21 protein-coding genes are annotated in these 20,908 nt (G+C 69.1%); 13 read left to right on the top strand and 8 right to left on the bottom strand.

The window, feature by feature from the left end:
- Positions 1 to 30 precede the first annotated feature (30 nt).
- Positions 31 to 420 carry a YciI family protein gene (locus AC0662_RS11255; RefSeq protein WP_478300035.1) on the bottom strand — a complete coding sequence of 130 codons (390 nt, stop codon included), beginning with the start codon at positions 418 to 420 and terminating at the stop codon, positions 31 to 33.
- 136 nt (positions 421 to 556) lie between these two features.
- Here AC0662_RS11255 and AC0662_RS11250 point away from each other — a divergent pair, with 136 nt between their 5' ends.
- Positions 557 to 1,327 (top strand): sulfite exporter TauE/SafE family protein, encoded by a 771-nt coding sequence (locus tag AC0662_RS11250; RefSeq protein WP_478300033.1) that lies wholly within the window; start codon positions 557 to 559, stop codon positions 1,325 to 1,327.
- Positions 1,328 to 1,341: 14 nt separating this feature from the next.
- Here the strand turns inward: AC0662_RS11250 and AC0662_RS11245 are convergent, their stop codons facing one another.
- Entirely contained in the window at positions 1,342 to 1,833 is a 492-nt protein-coding gene (locus tag AC0662_RS11245) for a GAF domain-containing protein (protein WP_452194130.1), read from the bottom strand.
- Between the two features lie 157 nt (positions 1,834 to 1,990).
- Here AC0662_RS11245 and AC0662_RS11240 point away from each other — a divergent pair, with 157 nt between their 5' ends.
- On the top strand, positions 1,991 to 2,749 hold the full coding sequence (locus AC0662_RS11240; RefSeq protein ID WP_452194128.1) for a class I SAM-dependent methyltransferase: 759 nt from the start codon (positions 1,991 to 1,993) through the stop codon (positions 2,747 to 2,749).
- On the opposite strand, the gene AC0662_RS11235 is transcribed toward AC0662_RS11240, so the two are convergent.
- Positions 2,733 to 3,845 (bottom strand): cytochrome P450, encoded by a 1,113-nt coding sequence (locus tag AC0662_RS11235; protein ID WP_478300030.1) that lies wholly within the window; start codon positions 3,843 to 3,845, stop codon positions 2,733 to 2,735. The genes AC0662_RS11240 and AC0662_RS11235 overlap by 17 nt on opposite strands.
- A 121-nt stretch (positions 3,846 to 3,966) precedes the next feature.
- On the opposite strand from AC0662_RS11235, the gene priA reads away from it, so the two are divergent.
- From priA to AC0662_RS11180, 11 genes are all read left to right on the top strand, one after another.
- Positions 3,967 to 4,740, top strand: coding sequence for a bifunctional 1-(5-phosphoribosyl)-5-((5-phosphoribosylamino)methylideneamino)imidazole-4-carboxamide isomerase/phosphoribosylanthranilate isomerase PriA (priA, locus tag AC0662_RS11230; protein WP_452194125.1), 774 nt, complete (start codon positions 3,967 to 3,969; stop codon positions 4,738 to 4,740).
- Positions 4,737 to 7,028 (top strand): HAD-IB family hydrolase, encoded by a 2,292-nt coding sequence (locus tag AC0662_RS11225; RefSeq protein ID WP_452194123.1) that lies wholly within the window; start codon positions 4,737 to 4,739, stop codon positions 7,026 to 7,028. The genes priA and AC0662_RS11225 overlap by 4 nt, the downstream gene beginning before the upstream one ends.
- Entirely contained in the window at positions 7,025 to 8,224 is a 1,200-nt protein-coding gene (locus AC0662_RS11220; protein ID WP_478300027.1) for a zinc-dependent alcohol dehydrogenase, read from the top strand. Before AC0662_RS11225 ends, AC0662_RS11220 begins: the two co-directional genes overlap by 4 nt.
- Before the next feature lie 54 nt (positions 8,225 to 8,278).
- Complete coding sequence (gene larAH / locus AC0662_RS11215) at positions 8,279 to 9,859, top strand: NPN-dependent hydroxyacid isomerase, LarAH14/15/16 family (RefSeq protein ID WP_452194119.1); 1,581 nt, start codon at positions 8,279 to 8,281, stop codon at positions 9,857 to 9,859.
- Positions 9,859 to 10,791 carry a lysophospholipid acyltransferase family protein gene (locus tag AC0662_RS11210; RefSeq protein ID WP_452194118.1) on the top strand — a complete coding sequence of 311 codons (933 nt, stop codon included), beginning with the start codon at positions 9,859 to 9,861 and terminating at the stop codon, positions 10,789 to 10,791. Before larAH ends, AC0662_RS11210 begins: the two co-directional genes overlap by 1 nt.
- Entirely contained in the window at positions 10,792 to 11,385 is a 594-nt protein-coding gene (locus tag AC0662_RS11205; protein ID WP_478300024.1) for a hypothetical protein, read from the top strand.
- The gene (locus AC0662_RS11200) at positions 11,352 to 11,942 is read left to right on the top strand and encodes a hypothetical protein (RefSeq protein ID WP_452194114.1); all 591 of its coding nucleotides are present in this window, start codon (positions 11,352 to 11,354) and stop codon (positions 11,940 to 11,942) included. Before AC0662_RS11205 ends, AC0662_RS11200 begins: the two co-directional genes overlap by 34 nt.
- Before the next feature lie 17 nt (positions 11,943 to 11,959).
- The gene (gene hisF / locus AC0662_RS11195; protein ID WP_452194113.1) at positions 11,960 to 12,721 is read left to right on the top strand and encodes an imidazole glycerol phosphate synthase subunit HisF; all 762 of its coding nucleotides are present in this window, start codon (positions 11,960 to 11,962) and stop codon (positions 12,719 to 12,721) included.
- Positions 12,718 to 13,221, top strand: a complete 504-nt coding sequence (locus tag AC0662_RS11190; protein WP_478300022.1) for a MarR family winged helix-turn-helix transcriptional regulator — start codon at positions 12,718 to 12,720, stop codon at positions 13,219 to 13,221. The genes hisF and AC0662_RS11190 overlap by 4 nt, the downstream gene beginning before the upstream one ends.
- A gap of 710 nt (positions 13,222 to 13,931) precedes the next feature.
- Positions 13,932 to 14,318, top strand: coding sequence for a MarR family winged helix-turn-helix transcriptional regulator (locus AC0662_RS11185; protein ID WP_452194109.1), 387 nt, complete (start codon positions 13,932 to 13,934; stop codon positions 14,316 to 14,318).
- The gene (locus tag AC0662_RS11180) at positions 14,318 to 15,925 is read left to right on the top strand and encodes an MDR family MFS transporter (protein WP_478300019.1); all 1,608 of its coding nucleotides are present in this window, start codon (positions 14,318 to 14,320) and stop codon (positions 15,923 to 15,925) included. The genes AC0662_RS11185 and AC0662_RS11180 overlap by 1 nt, the downstream gene beginning before the upstream one ends.
- 54 nt (positions 15,926 to 15,979) lie before the next feature.
- Here AC0662_RS11180 and AC0662_RS11175 read toward each other — a convergent pair whose 3' ends face one another.
- Genes AC0662_RS11175 through AC0662_RS11155 form a run of 5 tightly spaced genes read right to left on the bottom strand, consistent with a single transcriptional unit; the run spans position 15,980 to position 20,890 of the window.
- Positions 15,980 to 17,086: a mandelate racemase/muconate lactonizing enzyme family protein gene (locus AC0662_RS11175; RefSeq protein WP_478300017.1), complete on the bottom strand. Its 1,107-nt coding sequence runs from the start codon at positions 17,084 to 17,086 to the stop codon at positions 15,980 to 15,982.
- Positions 17,087 to 17,092: 6 nt separating this feature from the next.
- Entirely contained in the window at positions 17,093 to 18,358 is a 1,266-nt protein-coding gene (locus tag AC0662_RS11170) for an MFS transporter (protein WP_478300015.1), read from the bottom strand.
- Positions 18,355 to 18,948 carry an ArsR family transcriptional regulator gene (locus AC0662_RS11165; RefSeq protein WP_478300013.1) on the bottom strand — a complete coding sequence of 198 codons (594 nt, stop codon included), beginning with the start codon at positions 18,946 to 18,948 and terminating at the stop codon, positions 18,355 to 18,357. Before AC0662_RS11165 ends, AC0662_RS11170 begins: the two co-directional genes overlap by 4 nt.
- Before the next feature lie 56 nt (positions 18,949 to 19,004).
- Positions 19,005 to 19,940 carry a GNAT family N-acetyltransferase gene (locus AC0662_RS11160; RefSeq protein ID WP_478300011.1) on the bottom strand — a complete coding sequence of 312 codons (936 nt, stop codon included), beginning with the start codon at positions 19,938 to 19,940 and terminating at the stop codon, positions 19,005 to 19,007.
- The gene (locus tag AC0662_RS11155; protein ID WP_478300009.1) at positions 19,937 to 20,890 is read right to left on the bottom strand and encodes a GNAT family N-acetyltransferase; all 954 of its coding nucleotides are present in this window, start codon (positions 20,888 to 20,890) and stop codon (positions 19,937 to 19,939) included. The genes AC0662_RS11160 and AC0662_RS11155 overlap by 4 nt, the downstream gene beginning before the upstream one ends.
- Positions 20,891 to 20,908: the final 18 nt, after the last annotated feature.

The raw sequence follows: 20,908 nt of genomic DNA, 5'->3' as shown, positions 1-20,908 counted from the left end.
CCGCGCGGCTCAAGGTTCGACCGGTCTGCCTCACAGTTCGGCGATCTGCGCGAAGAAGTCCTGCTCGGTGGCCAGCACCTGGCGGATCTCCACCCGGCGGAACTCCACCAGCGGGATCCGGGCCGCGATCTCCACCGCTCGCTCGACCGACACGCAGTCCAGTACGAGCGCGCCGGCCAGGTACTCCTTCGTCTCCAGCAAGGACCGGTCGGAGATCACCGGCGTACCGGCGGCGAACTCGACGTCGGTGATTCCGGGGGACTCGCCGAGGTTGAGGATGGAGACGAGTTCGCCGCTGTCCCGCAGTTCGCGCGCGGTGGCGGCGACCCGCTCCCGGCCGCCGGCCATCGCGGTCAACTGCTCCTCGGTGAACGCTTTGAGCGCTTCGACATTGTTGTGGATCAGCAGTAGGAACTTCACCAGACCATTCTGCCGATCCGGGTGTCAGACACCCGGCCTGATCGGGTGCGGATGTGGTGTCGCTCTCAGTCAGCGGTGTAATGGTTGAGCGGGACAACGCCCTTACCTGATCATCGGGGCGTGAGGACGTGCTGCGGTGCCTGATGTTTCGTTGTGGACGTTGTTGTTCCTGGTGGTCGCGGCCTTCGCGGCGGGCTGGATCGACGCGGTGGTCGGGGGCGGTGGGCTGCTGCAGTTGCCGGCGATGCTGCTCGGGCTGCCGAACGCGTCGCCCGCGCAGATCCTGTCGACGAACAAGATCTCGTCGTTGTGCGGTACGACGACCAGCGCGGTCACGTTCGGTGTAAAGGTGCGGCCGGACCGTAAGACGGTGCTGCCGTTGGCGATCCTGGCCGGCCTGGGGGCCGCGGCCGGTGCGTTGGTGGCGACCAAGATCCCGATGTCGTGGTTCAAGCCGATCGTGCTCGTGCTGCTGGTGGCGGTCGGGATCTACACCGCGATGAAGCCGTCACTCGGCGCCCGGACGGCGCTGCGGTTCGACGGTCGCGACCATTACCTCGCGGCGAGCGGGGTCGGCGTACTGATCGGGTTCTACGACGGCGCGGTCGGGCCGGGGACCGGTTCGTTCCTGATCTTCGCGTTGGTCGGCCTGCTCGGGTACAACTTCCTGCAGGCGAGCGCGAAGGCGAAGATCGCCAACGTCGCCACCAACCTGGGCGCGATCGCAGTGTTCGCGCTGCACGGCGCACCGCTGTGGGGTCTCGGGCTGATCATGGGGGCGGCCAACATGCTCGGCGGCCTGCTCGGCGCCCGGACCGCGGTGGCTCGCGGCAGCCGGTTCGTCCGGGTGATCTTCCTGGTGGTGGTGTCGGCCCTGATCGTCCGGCTCGCGTTCGACGTGTTCTGAGTTTCGCCTGCTGATCAGGTACGGCGGCTGAACGTGGGCGCCCACGGGGCGTCGTCGAGGCCGATCCGTTGAATGGCGGCTGCGGTCTGGTTCGCCAGGCTCTGGAGCGCGGCGACTTCCTCGGGCGAGGCCTCGTAGTGACGCGACCAGTACGCTCCGATCGCCGCCACCGGGGTCGGCGAACCGACCGGGACCATCGCGAGGCTGCGGACGAAGGTCGGCAGGTAGGCCTCGAGCGGGATCCGGTCGTCGACGGAGATGTCCGGGATCACGGCCGTCTCGTCGTGGAGCATGGCCCAGCCGCTGACACAGGACGTGATCGGAAAGCGTTGTCCCTTCCACAGCGGCGCGATCGCGTCCTCGTCCGCGTAGAAGCAGTGGTTCTCCTCGCGCAGCACGAACGTCGCCCCCTGCGCGCCGGTGCAGCTCCGAGCCTCCCGCCGGACGATCTCTCCGACCTCGTCCAGGGTCGTTGCCGTCTCCAAGGCCGCCACCATCTCCGTCATTCCGACATTGTGCTCCCGTCCGGCCGATGTCAAAAGCAGCACTCCGTAGTCGAGCGCCGTCGAGCGGCCACGGCCGCCGCGCGCCCGGCCTGCACACCGGGTACGTCGCGTTGCGGGTCGAGCACACCGAGCAGCCGCCGCTCGGTAGTGTCGTGCCATGGTCGACTACAACGGTCGGATCGGCAGTGTGTACGCGGCAGGTCGGGGTATGCCTGCTGCTGAGGTACGGCGCTGGACGGCAGCGCTCGCCACGCATCTCCCGGAGCATCGCCCGCTCGACGTCCTCGACCTCGGAAGCGGAACCGGCCGCCTGACTCCCGGGCTGGCCACGGAGTTCCAGGGCGAGGTGTACGGCGTGGAGCCGTCGGACCGGATGCGGGACACCGCCGAGCAGGCGCCGCACCCGGGGGTGACCTACCTGAAGGGCAGCGCCGAGGACATTCCGTTGCCCGAGGCCTCAGTCGACGCGGTGCTGATGTTCCTGTCCTTCCACCACTTCCGGGACCCGCTGCAGGGGCTCCGGGAGGTACGCCGGGTGTTGCGGCCCGGGGGAGTGGCGTTCCTGCGCAGCCAGTTCTCCGACCTGATGCCGGACCTGTTCTGGTACGAGTACTTCTCCTCCGCACGCGACGTCGACGCCGCGTTGTACCTGTCGCTCGGCGCGGCGAAAGCGCTCGCGACCGAGGCAGGGCTCGCGCCGGCCGATGACGTCGTACGGATCACTGCGGAGACTCCGCGGACGCTGCGGGAGAGCTACGAGCGGATCAGCCTGCGGGCGCTGTCGACGTTCGAGCACCTGCCGACGGACGAAGTCGAGACTGGGTTCGCGAGGTTCGCCCAGGATGCGGAGCGCGATCCGGAGCGCGAGATGCCGGTGCACGCCGCGACGATGCTGGTGCTCAGCCGTCCCAGGTGACGCGGAGTGCCGCCGGCTTGCGGAACACCAGCCCGTACGGCGGTGGCGAGTCATCGGCCAGCCGGAGACCCGGAAGGCGAAGGACTGCTTCCAGCGCGGTGAGGGTCTCCAGACGGGTCAGGTGCATGCCGAGACAGATGTGCGGTCCACTGGCGAACGCGAGATGACGGCGGGCGTTGGCCCGGCGTACGTCGAAGGTGTCGGGCGACTCGAACAGCTCGGGATCCCGGCCCGCGCCTGCGAGTGACACGGTGACCATGTCGCCGCGACGGATCTGCGCGCCGGCGAGCTCGATGTCGCGGGTGGCGTAGCGGTCGACGACGGCGGCGGCCGGTTCGAGGCGGAGCGACTCCTCCATCGCGTTCGGGAGCAGCGACGGATCGGCGAGGACCAGGTCCAGCTGGTCGCGATGGGTCAGCAGGTGCCAGAGCGCATTGGTGATCATGCCCTCGGTGGTCTCGATGCCCCCGAACATGAACACCGCGGCGTTCGCGACCACCTCGTCCACACCGAGCCCGGCATGGGCAGCGACCGCGAGCAGCGAGTCGGCGGAGTCGATGCCCCCGGCAACATGCTTGTGCAACTCCGCGAAGGCGGCCGCACCGTCGGCGGTGACCGGTTGGCCGGCGGAGACGCCTGACACGGAGGTCGAGATCGCCGTGTACCAGTCGAGCACGGTGGAGGCCGACGCCTGCGGCAGTCCAAGCGACAGCGCGACGACCGCGACCGACAACGGCCCGGCCAGTCCGGTCCGGAGATCAGCAGGTGACGCCAGCTCGGCCATCAGTGCATCGACCGTTTGCTGCACCGGCTCCGTGAACCGGCGGCGGGTCTCGGCCAGAGCGAAGGGGGACTCGAACGGATCGCGATGCGCCTTGTGTGGAACGCCGTCCAGCGACAGCATCGACGGCCCGACGACCTGTGCCGTGGAGAATCGCGGATCGTCCACGGTGAACCTCCCGGGATCGCGGAGCACCTGGACGGCCAGCGCGCGGCCGGTCACGACCCAGGAGCTCAGGGGCTCGATCCAGCCGATCGGCCGGATCCGCGCCAGGGTCGGATGAGGGTCGACGGCAAGCTCCGCAACGGTCACCACGCGGACAGCCTAGGCGTAGGACCACTTGTTATACTGGTATTGCTGAGACAGATCGATTTCAAACGACTCAGGAGGGCTCCGGGTTACGGTTCTCTCAGCAACGCCCTCTAGGGTGTGGGCCATGTCAGTGTCCGATTCAATCCCCGCCCCTCCGCCCCGGTCAGGGAACCTGGTGCTGCTGCCTGCCGTCGATGTGGCGGACGGGCAGGCGGTCCGGCTGGTGCAGGGTGCGGCCGGTAGCGAGACGTCGTACGGCGATCCGCTCGCGGCCGCGATGGCCTGGCAGGACGCCGGGGCGGAGTGGATCCACCTGGTCGACCTCGACGCGGCGTTCGGCCGCGGCAGCAACCGTGAACTCCTCGCCGAGGTGACCGGCAAGCTCGACGTCCAGGTCGAGCTGTCGGGTGGCATCCGCGACGACGAGTCCCTCGAAGCTGCGCTTGCCACCGGTGCCCGCCGGGTAAACATCGGCACCGCCGCCCTCGAGGACCCGGAGTGGTGCGACCGGATCATCCAGCAGTACGGCGACCGCGTCGCGATCGGCCTGGATGTCCGCGGCCGCACGCTGGCGGCCCGTGGCTGGACCAAGGAAGGCGGCGACCTGTACGAGGTGCTCGCCCGGCTGGAAACGGCCGGCTGCGAGCGGTACGTGGTCACCGACGTCACCAAGGACGGCATGCTCCAGGGCCCGAACCTGGATCTGTACCGCGACCTGTGCGCGCGCACCGACAAGCCGATCATCGCCTCCGGCGGTGTCTCCAGCCTCGACGACCTGCGCGCGCTCAGCACGCTGGTCGGCGACGGCGTAGAGGGCGTCATCGTCGGCAAGGCGCTGTACGCCGGCGCGTTCACCCTGACCGAGGCACTCGAGCTCACGCGTGGAGGCGACAAGTGAGTCTGGCCGACAAGCTCAAGGACAAGAAGGTCCTGGTCACCGGCGTTACCGGCTTTGTCGGTGAGGCGCTGCTGCACCGGATCATCGGTGATCTCCCCGGGACCACCGTGGTCGCGATCATCCGTCCGAAGGGCTCGCTGACCGGCACCGACCGGATGGCGCAGTTGCTCCGGAAGGACATCTTCAAGCCGTTCTACGGCGAGGGCACCGAGCACGCCGACGCCGAGGCGCTGACCGCGGCCCGGATCCAGGTGATCGACGGCGACCTGTCCGACGTACCGGAGCTGCCGAAGGATCTCGACATCGTCGTGCACTGCGCCGGCGACGTCAGCTTCGACCCGCCGATCCACGAGGCGTTCAACACCAACGTGCTCGGCACCAAGAGCCTGCTCGAGCGGATCGTCGAGACCGGGCGCCCGGTGCACTACGTGCACATCTCCACGGCGTACACGGCCGGTCGCCGGCGCGGCGCGATCCCGGAGGCCCCGGTCGACCACTTCGTCGACTGGCGGACCGAGGCCGAGGCCGGGATGGCGATGAAGGCCCGGATCGAGGAGCAGTCCCGGTCCGCGGGGATGCTGGCGAAGTTCCGCAAGGAGGCCGAGAAGCTGCACCGCCGCGCGGGTCACCTGACCGCCGCGGCCGACACCGAGCGGCGCCGTACCGAATGGGTCGCGAAGAAGCTGGTGGAGACCGGCACCGAGCGCGCCCGCAGCCTCGGCTGGACCGACTGCTACACGTTCACCAAGGCGCTCGGCGAGCGCGTCGTCGAGGAGTTCGCCTCGACGCTGCCGACCTCGATCGTCCGGCCGGCCATCATCGAGTCCGCGGTGCAGAGTCCGCACCCGGGCTGGATCGAGGGCTTCAAGATGGCCGAGCCGCTGATCCTGGCCTACGGTCGCGGCGAGCTGCCGGAGTTCCCGGCGTCGCCGGACTCGGTGATCGAGATCATTCCGGTCGACCACGTGGTCGGTGCGATCTGCGCGGTGATGGCGACCGAGCCCGAGCTGAGCAAGCCGGAGTACTACCACATCGGTTCCGGCGCCCGGAACCCGCTGACCTTCGAGCAGCTGTACGCCGGGGTTCGCGCGTACTTCTCCAAGCACCCGTTCGACCTGGGCGAGCGCGGCGCCGTACGGCTCCCGGTCTGGAAGTTCCCCGGCGGCGACTCGGTCGAGACGATGCTCAGGTACGGCGAACGCGCGCACAAGCTCGCGGACGCGGTCATCACCCGGGTCCCGCGCGGCGAGCGGACCCGCAAGTACGCGCGCGAACTCGACGTACAGAAGCGCCGTCTGGACTTCCTGCGCCGCTACATGGACCTGTACTCCGAGTACGCGCAGGCCGAGCTGCAGTTCATCGACGACAACGTGCTCGCTCTGCACAACGCGCTCGAGGGTGACGACAAGGAGAAGTTCGCCTGCGACACCTCGGTCGTCGACTGGCAGTACTACCTGCAGGAGCTGCACTGCCCGAGCGTCACCGAGTCGATGCGCCGGCTCGACGTCGTCCGGAAGAAGCGGAACAAGGCGCTCGCCGAGTCCGCCGGGGTGCTCAAGAAGGTCGAGCCGAACCAGGACTCGCAGGTGATCGCGGCGTTCGACATGGACGGCACGCTGCTGTCGTCGAACGTGATCGAGACCTACCTGTGGATGCGGCTGCCCGAGCTGGACGGGCCGCAGCGGGTCGGCGAGGTCGGCGCGATGCTGCGCAAGCTGCCGAAGCTGATCGCGGCCGAGCGCAAGGACCGTGGCACCTTCCTCCGGACCATCTACCGCCGGTACGCCGGCGCGGACCTGGAGGAACTGAACCAGATCGTCGACGAGATCCTCGCGGAGCACGTCCTCGAGCGGTTGAGCGGTGCCGCCGTACGCCGGATTCGCGAGCACCGCGCGGCGGGGCACAAGACGATCCTGATCACCGGCGCGGTCCGGCCGCTGACCCGGCCGCTCGAGCCGCTGTTCGACGAGATCGTCGCGGCCGAGCTGGCCGTCGACGACCGCGGCCGTTGCACCGGGTTCCTCTCGGGCCCGCCGCTGGTCGGCGAGTCGCGCGCGGCGTGGATCAAGCACCACGCCCGGGTGACCAACATCGATCTGTCCAAGTCCTACGCCTACGCCGACAGCCACTCGGACCTGCCGATGCTGTCGGTGGTCGGCAACCCGGTCGCGGTCTCGCCGGACGTATCGCTGTTCCGGGCCGCCCGGGCCGCGCGCTGGCAGATCGTGGACTGGAAGACCTCGTCCACCACGTCCCGTCTGGAGCTCCCAGGGGTGAACGCCCGATGATGCTCGCTCTCGAGATGTACCGGTCGCCGGCGAAGTACCTGGCGGCCAAGGCGGTCGGCGGCCGCATCCCCGGCATCCTCACCGGGCCGGCCGCGCCGCTGCGCCTCGTCACCATCAACGAGCCGAAAGCCGACCGGGAGGGCTGGGCGCGGATCCGCCCGATCCTGTCCGGGATCTGCGGCTCGGACCTTGGCATGGTCACCGGCTCGACCAAGCTGTACTTCTCGGCCGTCGTGTCGATGCCGTTCGTCCCGGGCCACGAGGTGGTCGGCGAGCTGCTCGACGACTGCGAGGACCTGCCGAAGGGCACCCGCGTAGTGATGGACAGCGTCCTGACCTGTGCGGCGCGCGGCGTCGAGCCGTGCCAGGGCTGCGTGTCCGGCAACACCAACCGCTGCGACCGGATCACGGTCGGCCACGTGGCGCCGGGGCTGCAGACCGGGTTCTGCCAGGACACCGGTGGTGGCTGGGGCAATCTGATGGTCGCCCACCGCAGCCAGCTGTACGCCGTACCGGACGAGATGTCCGACGAGCGCGCGGTCCTGGTGGAGCCGCTGGCCGGTGCGGTGCACGCCGCACTGCGGGCCAAGGTCGAGCCAGGCCAGTCGGTGCTGGTCAGCGGCGCCGGCGCGGTCGGGCTGTTCGCGACGCTCGCGTTGCGGGAGCTGACCCAGGCCGGCCGGATCACCGTGGTCGCCAAGCACGCGAAGCAGCGCGAGCTCGCCCGCGCTTTCGGAGCCAGCGATGTCGTCGCGCCGGACGAGGTGTTCCGGGGCGTCCGCCGCTCCACCGGTGCCTTCCGGCTGAAGCCGGACTTCGGCGCTCCCGAGTTCCTGCTCGGCGGCGTCGACGTCGCGGTCGACGCGGTCGGCAGCAAGGACTCGATCGACACCGTGCTGCGGGTCACCAAGGCCGGCGGCCGGGTGGTGCTGTCCGGGATGCCGGCCAGTGGCGCCGACCTGTCGCCGGTGTGGTTCCGCGAGCTCGAGGTCACCGGCACGTACGCCTCCGCGCGCGAGGAACCGAACGGCCGCCCGGCGTTCGAGACCGCGCTGGAGCTCGCCGGTCGCGCCCCGCTGGACGGGATCGTCGGCGCGCGGTACCCGCTCTACCGCTGGCGCGAGGCGCTCGACCACGCGCACTCCGCCGGCCGACTGGGAACAGTCAAGGTCGCATTCGATGTGAGGGCCTCATGAGGGCAGTGATGACGGCAGTGACGATGCAGTTCGTACGACGAGAGAGGTTCTGACATGTCCCGGCCAGGTTTCGTGCTCGAGGTGGACGACCGGACGCCGCCGCTGCTGGTGCACAACGGTGAGGGCTTCCTGCTGGAGCGTTTCCCGCAAGGCACCCGCGTGGTGTACCCGCCCGAGGCGCTGCCCGCCGTCCGCGACGTCGACGAGGCGATCCAGAACGCGCTGCTGAACCCGATCGACTCCGAGCCGCTGCCCGAGCTGCTGCGCGCCGGGATGAAGCTGACGATCGCGTTCGACGACATCTCGCTGCCGCTGCCCCCGATGAAGAAGCCGGACATCCGGCAGCGCGTCATCGAGGCCGTGCTGGAGCTGGCCGCGCAGGCCGGTGTCGACGACGTCGAGCTGATCTCGGCGAACGCGCTGCACCGCCGGCTGACCCCGAACGAGCTGCGCGAGATCGTCGGCGAGCGGGTCTTCCGGTCGTTCTTCCCGGACGGGAAGCTCTACAACTTCGACGCCGAGGACGCCGACAACCTGACCCACCTGGGTCAGACCCGGCACGGCGAGGACGTGGAGATCTCCAAGCGGGCGGCCGAGTCCGACCTGCTCGTCTACGTGAACGTGAACCTGGTGGCGATGGACGGTGGCCACAAGTCCACCTCGATCGGGCTGGCGTCGTACAAGTCGCTGAAGCACCACCACAACAGCCACACGATGATCCACTCGCGGTCGTTCATGGACCACAAGGCGTCGAAGATGCACCACTCCGCCTGGCGGATGGGCGAGATCCTCACGCAGCACGTCAAGGTGTTCCAGATCGAGACCACGCTGAACAACGACATCTTCGGCGGGCCGCTGGAGTTCCTGCAGAAGCGCGAGTGGGAGTGGTCGATCAAGGACCAGGCCTCGATGCTCGGCACCAAGCGGGCGCTCGCGGCCGCGCCGGCCAAGCTGCGGCACAAGATCTTCACCGACGTCCGCTCGAACTACGGCCTGACCGGGATCAACGCCGGCGCCATCGAGCCGGTGCACGAGAAGACGATCGAGGCCGTGCACCGCCAGCACCTCGTCGAGGTCCAGGGACAGTCCGACGTCGCGATCATGGGCGTGCCGTTCATCGGCCCGTACAACGTGAACTCGGTGATGAACCCGATCCTCGCCGCCTGCATGGGCCTCGGGTACTACTTCAACTCGTACCGGGGCAACCCGGTCGTCCGCAAGGACGGCGCGGTGATCCTGTACCACCCGGTCGACTACGAGTTCAGCCAGCTGCACCACCCGTCGTACGTCGACTTCTTCGAGGAGGTGCTCTCGGAGAGCACCGACCCGGCGACGATCGAGGCGAAGTTCGAGAAGCAGTACGCCGAGGACCCGTGGTACATCCACCTGTACCGGACGTCGTACGCGTACCACGGCGTGCACCCGTTCTACATGTGGTACTGGATCTCGCACGCGCTGGACCACTGCGGCGACATCGTCTGGGTCGGCGGGAACCGCAAGACCGTCGAGCGGATGGGCTTCCGGTCCGCGTCGACGCTGCAGGACGCGCTCGAGATGGTCAGCCACTCGGTCGGCCGGTCGCCGTCGATCACCTACCTGCACAACCCGCCGCACCTGCTCGCGGACGTGCGCTGATGGGCACCAGTCTGGTGAAGTTCGGCCGCGACACCGCGCGCGACGTGAAGCAGGTCGCGCGCGGCTGGCGCTGGGGCCGGCGCCCGCAGGTGCCGCGGTCCGCCGAGCCGTACGTGATCCCGAAGGAGACCACGGTCTTCCCGACCAAGTGGGCGCGGACGCCGGCCGCGATCGCGGTCCGGGACCTGATCCAGAAGGGCCCGCTGAACGCCGTACTGAACTTCGAGGTCAGCCCGCAGGTCAGCGGACTGGACTCGCTGCTCAAGCTCGACGGTCCGGCGATCATCGTCGCGAACCACTCGTCGCACCTCGACACCCCGTTGCTGCTGCTGTCGCTGCCGGACGCGATGCGCCGCAAGACCGCGTTCGCGGCGGCCGCCGACTACTTCTTCGACACCTGGTGGCGGGCGGCGGGCTCGGCGATCGTGTTCAACACGTTCCCGATCGAGCGCCGCGGCGGCAAGATGAGCTCCACCCCGGGCGACCTGCTCGCCGACGGGTGGAATGTCGTCGTGTTCCCGGAGGGCACCCGCTCACCGGACGGCTGGGTGCAGCGGTTCCGGATGGGAGCGGCGTACCTGGCCGTCGAGCACGACGTGCCGATCATCCCGGTCGGGATCAAGGGCTCGTTCGCCGCGATGCCGCGCGGCCGCGGCTGGCCGATCCCCGGTCGCCCGGCAGTGCACGTCCGGTACGGCGACCCGCTGCGCCCCGCCGAGGGTGAGAGCGCTCGCGACTTCGCGCCCCGCATCTCGGCCGCGGTGTCGGCCCTCCTCGACGAGGAGTCGACCACCTGGTACGAGGCCCGCCGTCGTGCGGCGATCGGCGCGTCTCCGTCGCAGACCGGCCCCGAGGCCGCGCGCTGGCGCCGCGTCTGGGAGTCGACCCGCCCGATGAGGTCCACGGACGACCGCCGCCGGGCCTGGAAGTAAGTGTCACCGACAGTCCTCCGGCCGAGCATCGCCTCGGCCGGAGGCTCGTTCTGGTACCTGCTCGGGTGGTACGCCGTGATGCTCGCGATCGTGTGCGTGTCACTGGCGACCTGGGCCGTGAGCCCGGTGGTGGCGGCGGTTCTGTTCGTCGTACTGCTGGCCGGCTTGGGGCTCGGACTCGAACTGCTGTCCCGGGGTGCCGAGTTCGTCGTGGACGATGCCTCGATCACCTATCGCGAGCGCCGTTGGGGAATGCGCAAGGTGCTGCCGCGCGGACAGGTGCGGCGGGTACTGCTGGTCGATCGGTTCACCCCGCTGATGCCCGGCGCGCTGATCCTGCTCGCCGCCGACGGGAACCGGATCGCGGCGGCGCGCTGGCTCTGGCCGATCGCGACGCTCGAGGAAGCCGCCGTACTCACCGGGCTCCCGATCGAGCGGCGCGCGACGATGCGGGCGATGGATCTGCAGCGTGAGATCGGAATCGATCCCGCGCTGCGGCAGCACGGGGCGCGGTTCGTCCTGACGCGGCTGGTGACCTCTGCGCTCGGCATCCTGACCGCATGGCCGTTCATCCACTGGATCTGGACGAAGTGAAGCCACGCCGCATCCCGGCAAAGGTCCGGTACGCCGTTGCCGGCGCGGTCACGCTGGTATTTGCCGTCGTCCCCTCCTTGCAGCCTGACGGCGTCACCGCTGCGCGCCTCAGCACCGTCGTGATGGTCGCGACCGTCCTCGGGCTCGCTGCGGCGACCCTGCTCGTCGCGAACCTCGGATTCCGTCCGCGGATCCGCGGGCAGTACCTCGAGGTGTGGACGCTGCTCGGGCGACAGTCATTGGACCTGGCCAGGATCGCCGAGGTGCGCTACGAGGGCAGCCTGAGTGGCACCACCAGTCTGGGCCTGCGTGACGATGTGACCGACGTACTGATCACAATCCCGGTATCACCCCAAGTGTTTCCGGTGCTGAGGGACGCGTTGCTGGCTGCGGGGCAGCGCGGCGTGCCGTTGCCTCAACGAGTCACCAGGATGTTCAACCTGCCCGACTTCCCGGGGGCTCCGCTGGGCGGCGGCAATCGGACACTGCTGATCATCTGTGTGCTAGCCGGTGTGATCGTGCTTGGGGCGGTCATCGGTCTGGTGCCCATGGTTTGACCGCTACGCTTGGCGGCGTGAGCCTTGCCGTACGAGTCATTCCCTGTCTGGACGTCGACGCCGGCCGCGTGGTCAAGGGCGTCAACTTCACCGACCTGCGCGACGCGGGCGATCCGGTCGAGATGGCGAAGGTGTACGACGGCGAGGGCGCGGACGAGCTCACCTTCCTCGACATCACCGCGTCGTCGGGATCCCGCGAGACGACGTACGACGTGGTCCGGCGGACCGCCGAGCAGGTGTTCATCCCGCTGACCGTCGGCGGCGGTGTGCGGGAGGCGAGCGACGTGGACCGGCTGCTGCGCGCGGGTGCGGACAAGATCGGGATCAACACCGGCGCGATCGCGCGTCCCGACGTGATCAAGGAGATCGCCCACCGGTTCGGCAACCAGGTGCTGGTGTTGTCCCTCGACGTACGGCGGTCCGCGGAGCAGCCGAGCGGGTTCGAGGTCACTACCCACGGCGGCCGGAAGTCGGCCGGGCTGGACGCGATCGCATGGGCCCAGCGCGGCTGCGAGCTGGGCGCGGGCGAGATCCTGCTGAACTCGATGGACGCCGACGGGACCAAGCAAGGGTTCGACCTGGAGTTGATCAAGGCGGTGCGGGCGGTGGTCGACGTACCGCTGATCGCCAGTGGGGGAGCGGGCGCGCCCGAGCACTTCCCGCCCGCGGTGCAGGCGGGCGCGGACGCCGTACTCGCGGCCAGCGTGTTCCACTTCGGCGACTTCCGCATCGCCGACGTGAAGAAGGCGCTCCGGGACGCCGGGATCGTGGTCCGATGAGCACGCCCGCGCACGTCGAACGCTCCGAGGAACTCGTCGCCGCGGTCGAGCAGGAGCTGTCCGCCCTGTTCCGCCGCTCCCGCTCGGCGTCACTCCGGCTGGCCCGCCGCGTGCACCCCGACATGGACGCAGCCGGCTACGCCCTGATCTCCCAGATCGAGCTGGGCACCAGCGCCGGCAGCGGCACTGGCACCGGCAGCGGTACCGGTAGTGGCGCCGGCGTTCGTGCCTCGGACGTCGCGCACGTCCTCGGCCTCGACAAGTCGACGGTCAGCCGCGGCATCACCCAACTGGAGAACCTCGGCCTGATCGAACGCGTCGGCGACCCCGACGACGGCCGCGCCCGCCTCCTCCGCCTCACCACCACCGGCGCCGAACGCTACGAAGCCATGCGCACCCAACGCCAAACCGAGTTCCGCGCCATCCTCGACCGCTGGACCCCCACCGACCTGGCCGACCTCTCCCGCCTCCTAACCCGCCTAAACACCGACCTCGGCTAGTTCCCACCCCAGCCACCCCCGGCGCCCCGAGCCAGGAACCGGTACCTCCGTCACCCGAGCCCCGGTACGGCGCGTGTGCCGGCCGCTCGTGGTGACCTGAGACAGGAACTGGTGTCTGGGGACCTGTTATTGCCTGTCTTCGCCCACCATTGGGTGTCTCCAGTCCAGGGACCGCCGCGCGAGCTGAGGTACGGCGCGACCCCCGTCACCCGAGCTGGGGTACGGGCGTCTGTGCCGACCGCTTGTGGTGACTGGAGACAGGCTCTGGTGGCTGGGGACCTGTTATTGCCTGTCCTCACACACCGTTGGGTGTCTCCAGTCCCGACACCGCCGCTTGAGCTGGAGGTGCGAGCGGAAGTACGGCGTACCTCCGTCGTCCGAGGTCCGGTACGGCGCGTGTGCTGGCCGCTTGTGGTGACCTGAGACAGGAACTGGTGTCCGGGGACCTGTTATTGCCTGTCCGCACCCTCCGTTGGGTGTCTCCAGCCCCGGGGAGCGGGTGGGAGTACTGGGAGTACTGGGGGTAGTGGGGTTTCCACAGGGTGTGCATATGGTTGTGGAAACCAACTAGTCGGGTATATAGTTGGGTTATGCAACTAGCTCAGCAACCCCTCGTCCCGGGGGTAGAGCGGGATCCGGCGGCTCATGAGTTGATCGAAGGGGTCAGTTCGCTGATTCGGGCCGTGCGGTGTATCGAGCACCGGAATCTGATGCCTGATGTGGGACTGCGGCGGTCCGATGCGAGTGTGCTCAAGGTGCTGGCGAAGGACGGCGAGCAGCGTGGCGGGGAGATCGCGGCGAAGCTCGGTGTCGATCCGTCGGTGGTGAGCCGCCAACTGACCACGCTGGAGGCCGACGGTCTGGTGAGCCGTCGGCCGGATCCGGCCGACGCGCGGGTCGGGCTGGTCAGCCTGGCGCCGCAGGGCCGGTCCCGGCTGCAGGCGATGTATTCGTCCTACACCCAGCAACTTCGTAACTCCCTGGAGGACCTCGACGACGAGGCGCTGATCGCTGCGGGGCAGACCCTGCAGCGCGTCGCGCGCGCGATCACCGAGGCGAACCAGGCCGTGAGGCAAACGTCCAAGACTGGAGAGTAATGACTGTCACCGAGACCCGGCAGCAGTCGGCGCCCAACTCAGGGCCCGCTGCGCCGGAACTCACCCACCGCGAGATCCTCGAGATCCTGATCGGACTGCTCGCCGCGCTGTTCACGGCGATGCTGAGCTCGACGATCGTCAGCAACGCCCTGCCGACGATCATCGCCGACCTCGAAGGCTCCCAGACGCAGTACACGTGGGTCCTCACCGCGAGCCTGCTGGCGACGACGGTGTCCACCCCGATCTGGGGCAAGCTGTCGGACCTGGTCAGCAAGAAGCTGCTGGTCCAGGTGGCGATCACGGTCTTCGTGATCGGGTCGGCGCTGGCCGGTCTGTCCCACAACGTGCCGTTCCTGCTCGGCGCCCGCGTGCTGCAGGGCCTTGCGATGGGCGGTCTGATGGCGCTCGCCCAGGCCATCATCGGCGCCGCGATCCCACCCCGGTCGCGGGGCCGGTACTCCGGTTACATGGGTGCCGTGATGGCGGTCGCGACCGTCAGCGGCCCGCTGATCGGTGGCGTCATCGTCGACACCTCGTGGCTCGGCTGGCGCTGGTGTTTCTACGTCTGTGTCCCGCTGGCCGTGGTCAGCCTGGTGATCCTGCAGAAGTACCTGCGGCTTCCGGTCATCAAGCGCAAGGTCAAGATCGACTACCTCGGCGCCGTCCTGATCAGCATCGCGGCCAGCCTGCCGCTGCTGTGGGTGTCCTTCGCCGGTAGCGACTTCGCGTGGATGTCGTGGCAGTCGGCGCTGTTCGTCGGCGGCACCCTGGTGGTCGGCTTCTTCGCCGTCCTGGTGGAGAGCCGGGTCGCGGAGCCGCTGGTCCCGCTGAAGGTCGTCCGCGAGCGCACCACCGCACTGGCAATCATCGCCAGCCTCGCGGTCGGTGTCGCGATGTTCGGCAGCGCGCTGTTCCTCGGTCAGTACTTCCAGATCGCCCGTGGCTACAGCCCGACCGAGGCCGGTCTGCTGACCATCCCGATGATGCTCGGGTCGTTCGTCGGCTCGGCGGGTTCGGGTCAGATGATCACCCGGTACGGGAAGTGGAAGCGGTACCTCGTCGCCGGCGGCATCCTGCTCCTCGCGGGCCTGCTGCTGCTCGGCACGATCGACCACAACACGCCGTACTGGTTCGTCGGGCTCGGCATGCTGGCGATGGGTCTCGGCATGGGTATGACGATGCAGAACCTGGTCCTCGCCGTACAGAACACCGTCGATGTCACGCAGATCGGCGCTTCGTCCGCGACCGTCGCGTTCTTCCGCAGCCTGGGTGGTGCGGTCGGCGTCTCGGCGCTGGGTGCGGTGCTCGCCGCTCGGGTGAAGGACCTGATCGTCGCCGGCCTGCTGGCCGGTCCGAACGGCGCCGAGGCGGCGCGGAAGCTGCAGGAAGGTGGCTCCGGCGGCACCAGCCTGCTGGACGTGAAGAACCTGCCGCCGCAGCTCGCCGAGCTGGTCCGGCAGGCGTACGGCGACGCGACCGGTCGGGTCTTCCTGATCGCGGCCGCTTGTGCGGTGGTCAGCTTGATCGCGGTGGTGCTCATCAAGGAGGTCCCGCTCCGCAAGACCGTCGCGAAGGTCGATGTCGTCGAGGACCTGATCGACGACTGAGGACGACCGGAACACGAGGTACTCCGAGGAAACTCTCGGAGTACCTCGTTCGCGTTATGCGGCCAGTCCGCGGAGCCGTTCCTCGTCGATCTCGAACCCGAGCCCCGGGGCATCGGGCACGCGCAACAACCCGTCGGGTCCGACCAGCACCGGTTCGGCGAGCATGAAGTCACGCCGCTGTTCGGTCCACGTCGGCGGATCGATCGGGTACTCCAGGTACGGCCCGCCGCCGACGCCCGCGGTCACGTGCAGGTTGGCCAGCAACCCGATCCCGTTGGACCAGGTGTGTGGCGTGAAGAGCCGGTTCTTCCGGCGTACCACCTCGGCGATCGTGCGCACGCGGTGCATGCCGGCGGCGAGCACCACGTCGGGTTGGTAGACGTCGAGCGCGTCCTGCTCCACGAGGTCGAGCAGCTCCTCGAACGTCCGCACCATCTCACCTCCGGACACCCGTACGCCGGTCTGCTCGCGCAGCGACCGCAGTCCGGGAAGGTCGTCGAGTGGCAGCGGTTCCTCGAGCCAGAAGATGTCCGCCTCGGCGAGCTGCTCCGCGACCCGCCGGGCCTGGGGCGGATCCATCGCGCGCCGGATGTCGCCGGCCATCCGCCAGGACTGGTTCAGGTCGACCATCAGCTGGAAGTCCGGTCCGACCGCCTCCCGGACCGCGAGCACGGTGCCGATCCCGTTCTCCAGATCACCGGGGGAGACCCGGATCTTCGCCGCCCGGAACCCGCGCTCCCGCAGCGCCAGGATGCTCTGCACCCGCTCCTCGCGACCGAGCGGCCGACCGGTCGACGCGTACGCCGGGACCGCCGACTCACTGCCGCCGAACAACGTCGCCACCGGGGTGTTCAGCGCCTTGCCGATGATGTCCCACAACGCCACCTCGAGCGGCCAGTACCGGCCGGCGTGGAACGAGATGGTCTCCAGCGAACGGACGTGCCGGCTGATCCGGAGCGGGTCCTCGCCGAGGAACAGCCCGGAGTACGGCTCGAACCCGTCCATTGTGTCGCCGGACCCGTAGCCGACGATCCCTTCGTCGGTGCTGACCTTCACCACGGTCGCGGCGAAACTGGTCCGTGGTACCGGGTCCCAGGCCGCGTCGAACGGCGGGTCGAGGGGGAGGTCGGCGCGGATCAGTTCGATGTCGGCGATCTTCATGGATCCTCAGGGTTCAGGCTGCACGGGTGGCTCCAGACCGTCCAGTGAACGGGTGCGGATGATGGGGGAGCCAACCAACCACAGTACGGACAACAGGCCGCCGGCCGCGGACACCAGGAGCGTTTCCCGGACACCGATCCAGGTGCCGAGGAACCCTCCGGCGACCGCGCCGAGCGGCCTGATCCCGTAGTTGATGCTGCTGAAGGCCCCTGCCACCCGGCTCCGCATGTGGTCGTGGATGACCGCAGCCTGCAATGAGTTCAGCGGTACGTCGAAACACATCACCGCGAACGCCCCGATGAACTCCGACGCCGCCACCGCGACGGCCTTGAGCCAGGTCGGCCCACCGGCGAGTGCGGCGATCGCGATCGCACCGGGGAAGACGACGGCACCCATCGCGATCACCGGACCGGCACCGAACCGGCGGCTGAGCGGCGACGCGGTGACGGCCCCCAGCAGTCCGCCGGTCGCCCCGACGCCGAACGCCAGACCGATGGTCCCCGCCGACAGCCCCAGGTTGCGGCTCGCGAACAGTACGAGCAGCGCGATGCTCATCAGGTTGAAGAAGTTGACCGTCGTCGCGCACGCCAGACTGCGACTCAGGTACGGGTGCTTCAACACGTACCGCATGCCGGCAGCGGCTCGCCGGAGAAGCGGCTCACCCGACTCCTCCGAAGCGCCCGGTTCGATCTTCAGCCGGCTGATCTGCACTGCCGAGAACACGAACGTCAGCGCATCCACGACGAACGCGATCGGCGCGCTCAGCCACTGCACCAGCAGACCGCCGACCGCGGGCCCACCCATGAACGAGATCGAGCGCGTCGCGGACAACTTGCTGTTCGCCTCGAGGAACTGGTCGCGATCGACCAGCCGGACGAAGAACGACGCGTAGGCGGTGTTGAAGACGACATGCGCCGTACCGGCCAGGATCGCGACCGCGTAGAGCTGGCCGAGGGACAGCAGGTCGAGCCAGTAGGCGACCGGCAGGGTGAGCAGCAGGACGGTCCGGGCCAGGTCGGCGGCGATCATCAGCGGGCGCTTGTCGCGGCGGTGGTCGACCCACGCGCCGATGAACAGCGAGGCGAGGTTCGGCAGCCAAACCGCCGCGGTCAGGAAGCCGACCTGGCTGGGAGAGGCGTCGAGCAGCGTGACCGCGATCAGCGGCAGCGCGAGCTCGGTGATCCGGTCGCCGAATTCGGAGACACCCTGCGCGGACCAGAACGTCCGGAACCTGCGGTCGCGCCACAGGCTGGTGGCGGTCGTGGTGCTCACTGGCCGTCCGTTGCTTCAGGCAAAGAGATCCGGAGGTGCCGGAGCGGGCGCGCGTCGTCCGGCGTCTCGCCGCTGTCCCGGCGTTGCACGTACGGCGCCAGCAGTTCCTCGATCGCGGACTCGATGGCCTCGGCCTCGGCGGGTGTGACGACCAGCAGGGTGTTCGCCGAACCAGCCAGCCGGCTCCACTCGGGGGAGAGGTTGGGTTCGGTGTCGACCAGCCACTGCTGGGCCGCTTCGAGGGCCTGGTTCATCATCTCGGTGCGCAGCAGCCGTCCGGCCTCGGCGCCGTCGGGAGTGTCCGGCATCTCGTACCGGAACCCGCGGGCGGCCGCGTGCCACCAGCGCTGCCGCCGGTCCGAGCCGCTCGGGGGCGGCCCGTCCGTGACGAGGCCGAAGCTCGCCAGGTGTCGCAGGTGCCAGCTGGTCACCGATGGCGAGGCGCCGACGTGCTCGGACAGCTGGGTCGCCGTGGCGGGGCCGTTCTTCTGCAGGTAGCTGAGCGCGGCGAGCCGAACCGGGTGAGCCAGCGCCCGCATGGCTTGCGGGTCGGTGATCTCGAAATCGCCGTACGGATTTCTGAGAGACATGTTTCGAGAGTAATCTCTCAGATCTCTCGAAGGCAATCCTCAACGCGGGGCAATCCTTAGGCGGTGATCGTGCGGGTCCAGATGTCGCTGATCAGGTCCGGGCGCATGCCGACGCCGGTGTAGAGGGCGACGGCGGGCGTGGGGTTGCTGGTGTCGACGTGCAGGATCGTCCCGCTGCGGCCGGCCGCGGCGTCGACCGCGAACGCGTCCCGCAGGAGGAACTTGGCCAGCCCGCGTCCCCGAGCGGACGGTACGACGGCGAGTCGCCCGACGTACCCGCAGTTGGTGGTGCTGACGAAGTTGTCGTTGCACTCGGTCATGCCGACCGCCTGCCCGTCGAGCTCGGCGATCGTCACCTGCGACCAGTCGAACGTCGACCGGCTCTCGCGCGACGCCGCCCACTCCTCGAACGGTCGTGGCAACGTCCCGGGCTGCTCTGCGAACGCCTCCATGAGTACGGCGTGCGCGGCCCGCCGACTCGTCTCGTCGGGAGCCCCACGTCGTACGACGACACCCTCGGGCACGTCAGGCACCGGGACCGGGCCGTCGAAGGCGATGCGCATCCGCTGCACCGACGTACCGACGGTGTACCCGCGCGGAGCGAGCACCTTCGGCAGGAGTTCGTCCTGGCTGATCACGCCGACCTTCACCACGACTTCACGGCGGCCTACGAGCTGGGCACGCCGTTCGGCCTGGTCCAGCAGCCAGTCGAGGATCGCCTCATCGGAGCTCAGGATGTCGACGATCACGTGCGTGCCGCCGGTGATCGGGACCGCGGTCGCCGAGCCGGCGAACTCGCCGGACGGGCCGAGCACCACCCATCCGTCAGTCGCCAGGTCGGTGCCGGGGTCCCGCAGGTAGTTCGCGACGTCCTCCGGGCTGTGCTTCGCGAAGCCGAGCAGCGCCGAGGTGTAGACCGCGGACCGCTCCGCGATCAGTGCCGCGTCCGCCGGCGTCATCGCCCGCGCGGTGTGGCCGGCGGGCAGGCTCATGCGGCCGTCACCTCGCGCCGCCAGACCTCCATCACGAGGACCGCCTCCATGCCGACCGACAGGTACACGCCGAGCGCCGGAGTCGGGTTGTTGGTGTCGACATGCAGGATCGTCCCGGACCGCCCGGCCGCCGCGTCCAGCGCGAACTGGTCTCGCAGCAGGAACTTCGCCAGCCCGCGCCCCCGAGCCTTCTCGAGTACGCCGAGCCGGCCGACGTACCCGCAGTTCTCGTCCTCGACGAACTGGTCCGAGCATGACCGCATCGCGACGACCTCGCCGTCCACTTCGAGCAAGGTCAGCTGCGACCAGTCGAACGCGGAGAAGTTCTCCTGCGAAGCGTGCCACTCCTCATACGGCCGCGGGCTGAACCCGAACTGCCCGTCGAACGAAGCATTCAGTACGTCGTGCCCGGCCCGCCGGCTCGCCTCGTCCGGCGCGCCCCGACGTACCGTCACTCCGGCCGGAACCTCCGGCGCGGCGACCGGGCCGTCGTGGTCGATCCGCATCCGGTGGAACACCGTCCCGCACCGGAATCCCCACTCCGCAAGGCGTTCCCGCCGTACGGCGTCTGCCTGGTACGCGACCACGTCGACCTGGACCGAGGCGTGCCCGTACTCGCGGGCAAACTCGCTCGCGCGCTCCAGGACCCGGTCGAGCAGCCAGCGCTCGACAACGGGGTCAGCGGTGACGATCTCCAGGTCGAGGTTGCTGCGGTCGCCCTTGCCGAAGACCGACCCGAACCCGACCAGCCGGTCGCCGTCGGACACCAGCCACCCGTCGGTCGCGGGCTCGAAACCCGGCTCGGAGAGCTCGTCCTCGGCGTCCTCGAGGGTGTAGTCCGCGAAGCCGATCACCGGCGTGTTGTACGCGGACACCAGGTCGAGGACAGCCTGCGCGTCCTCCTTCGACGGCGGACGGACGGTGTACGACGATGGCAGTACGGCGGTCATCCCCACATGGTGAAGAAC

The sequence above is a fragment of the Kribbella sp. NPDC043289 genome (assembly GCF_056436705.1).
The sequence above is the reverse complement of the archived record's forward strand: the minus strand, read 5'-3'. Positions and strand labels throughout refer to the sequence as shown.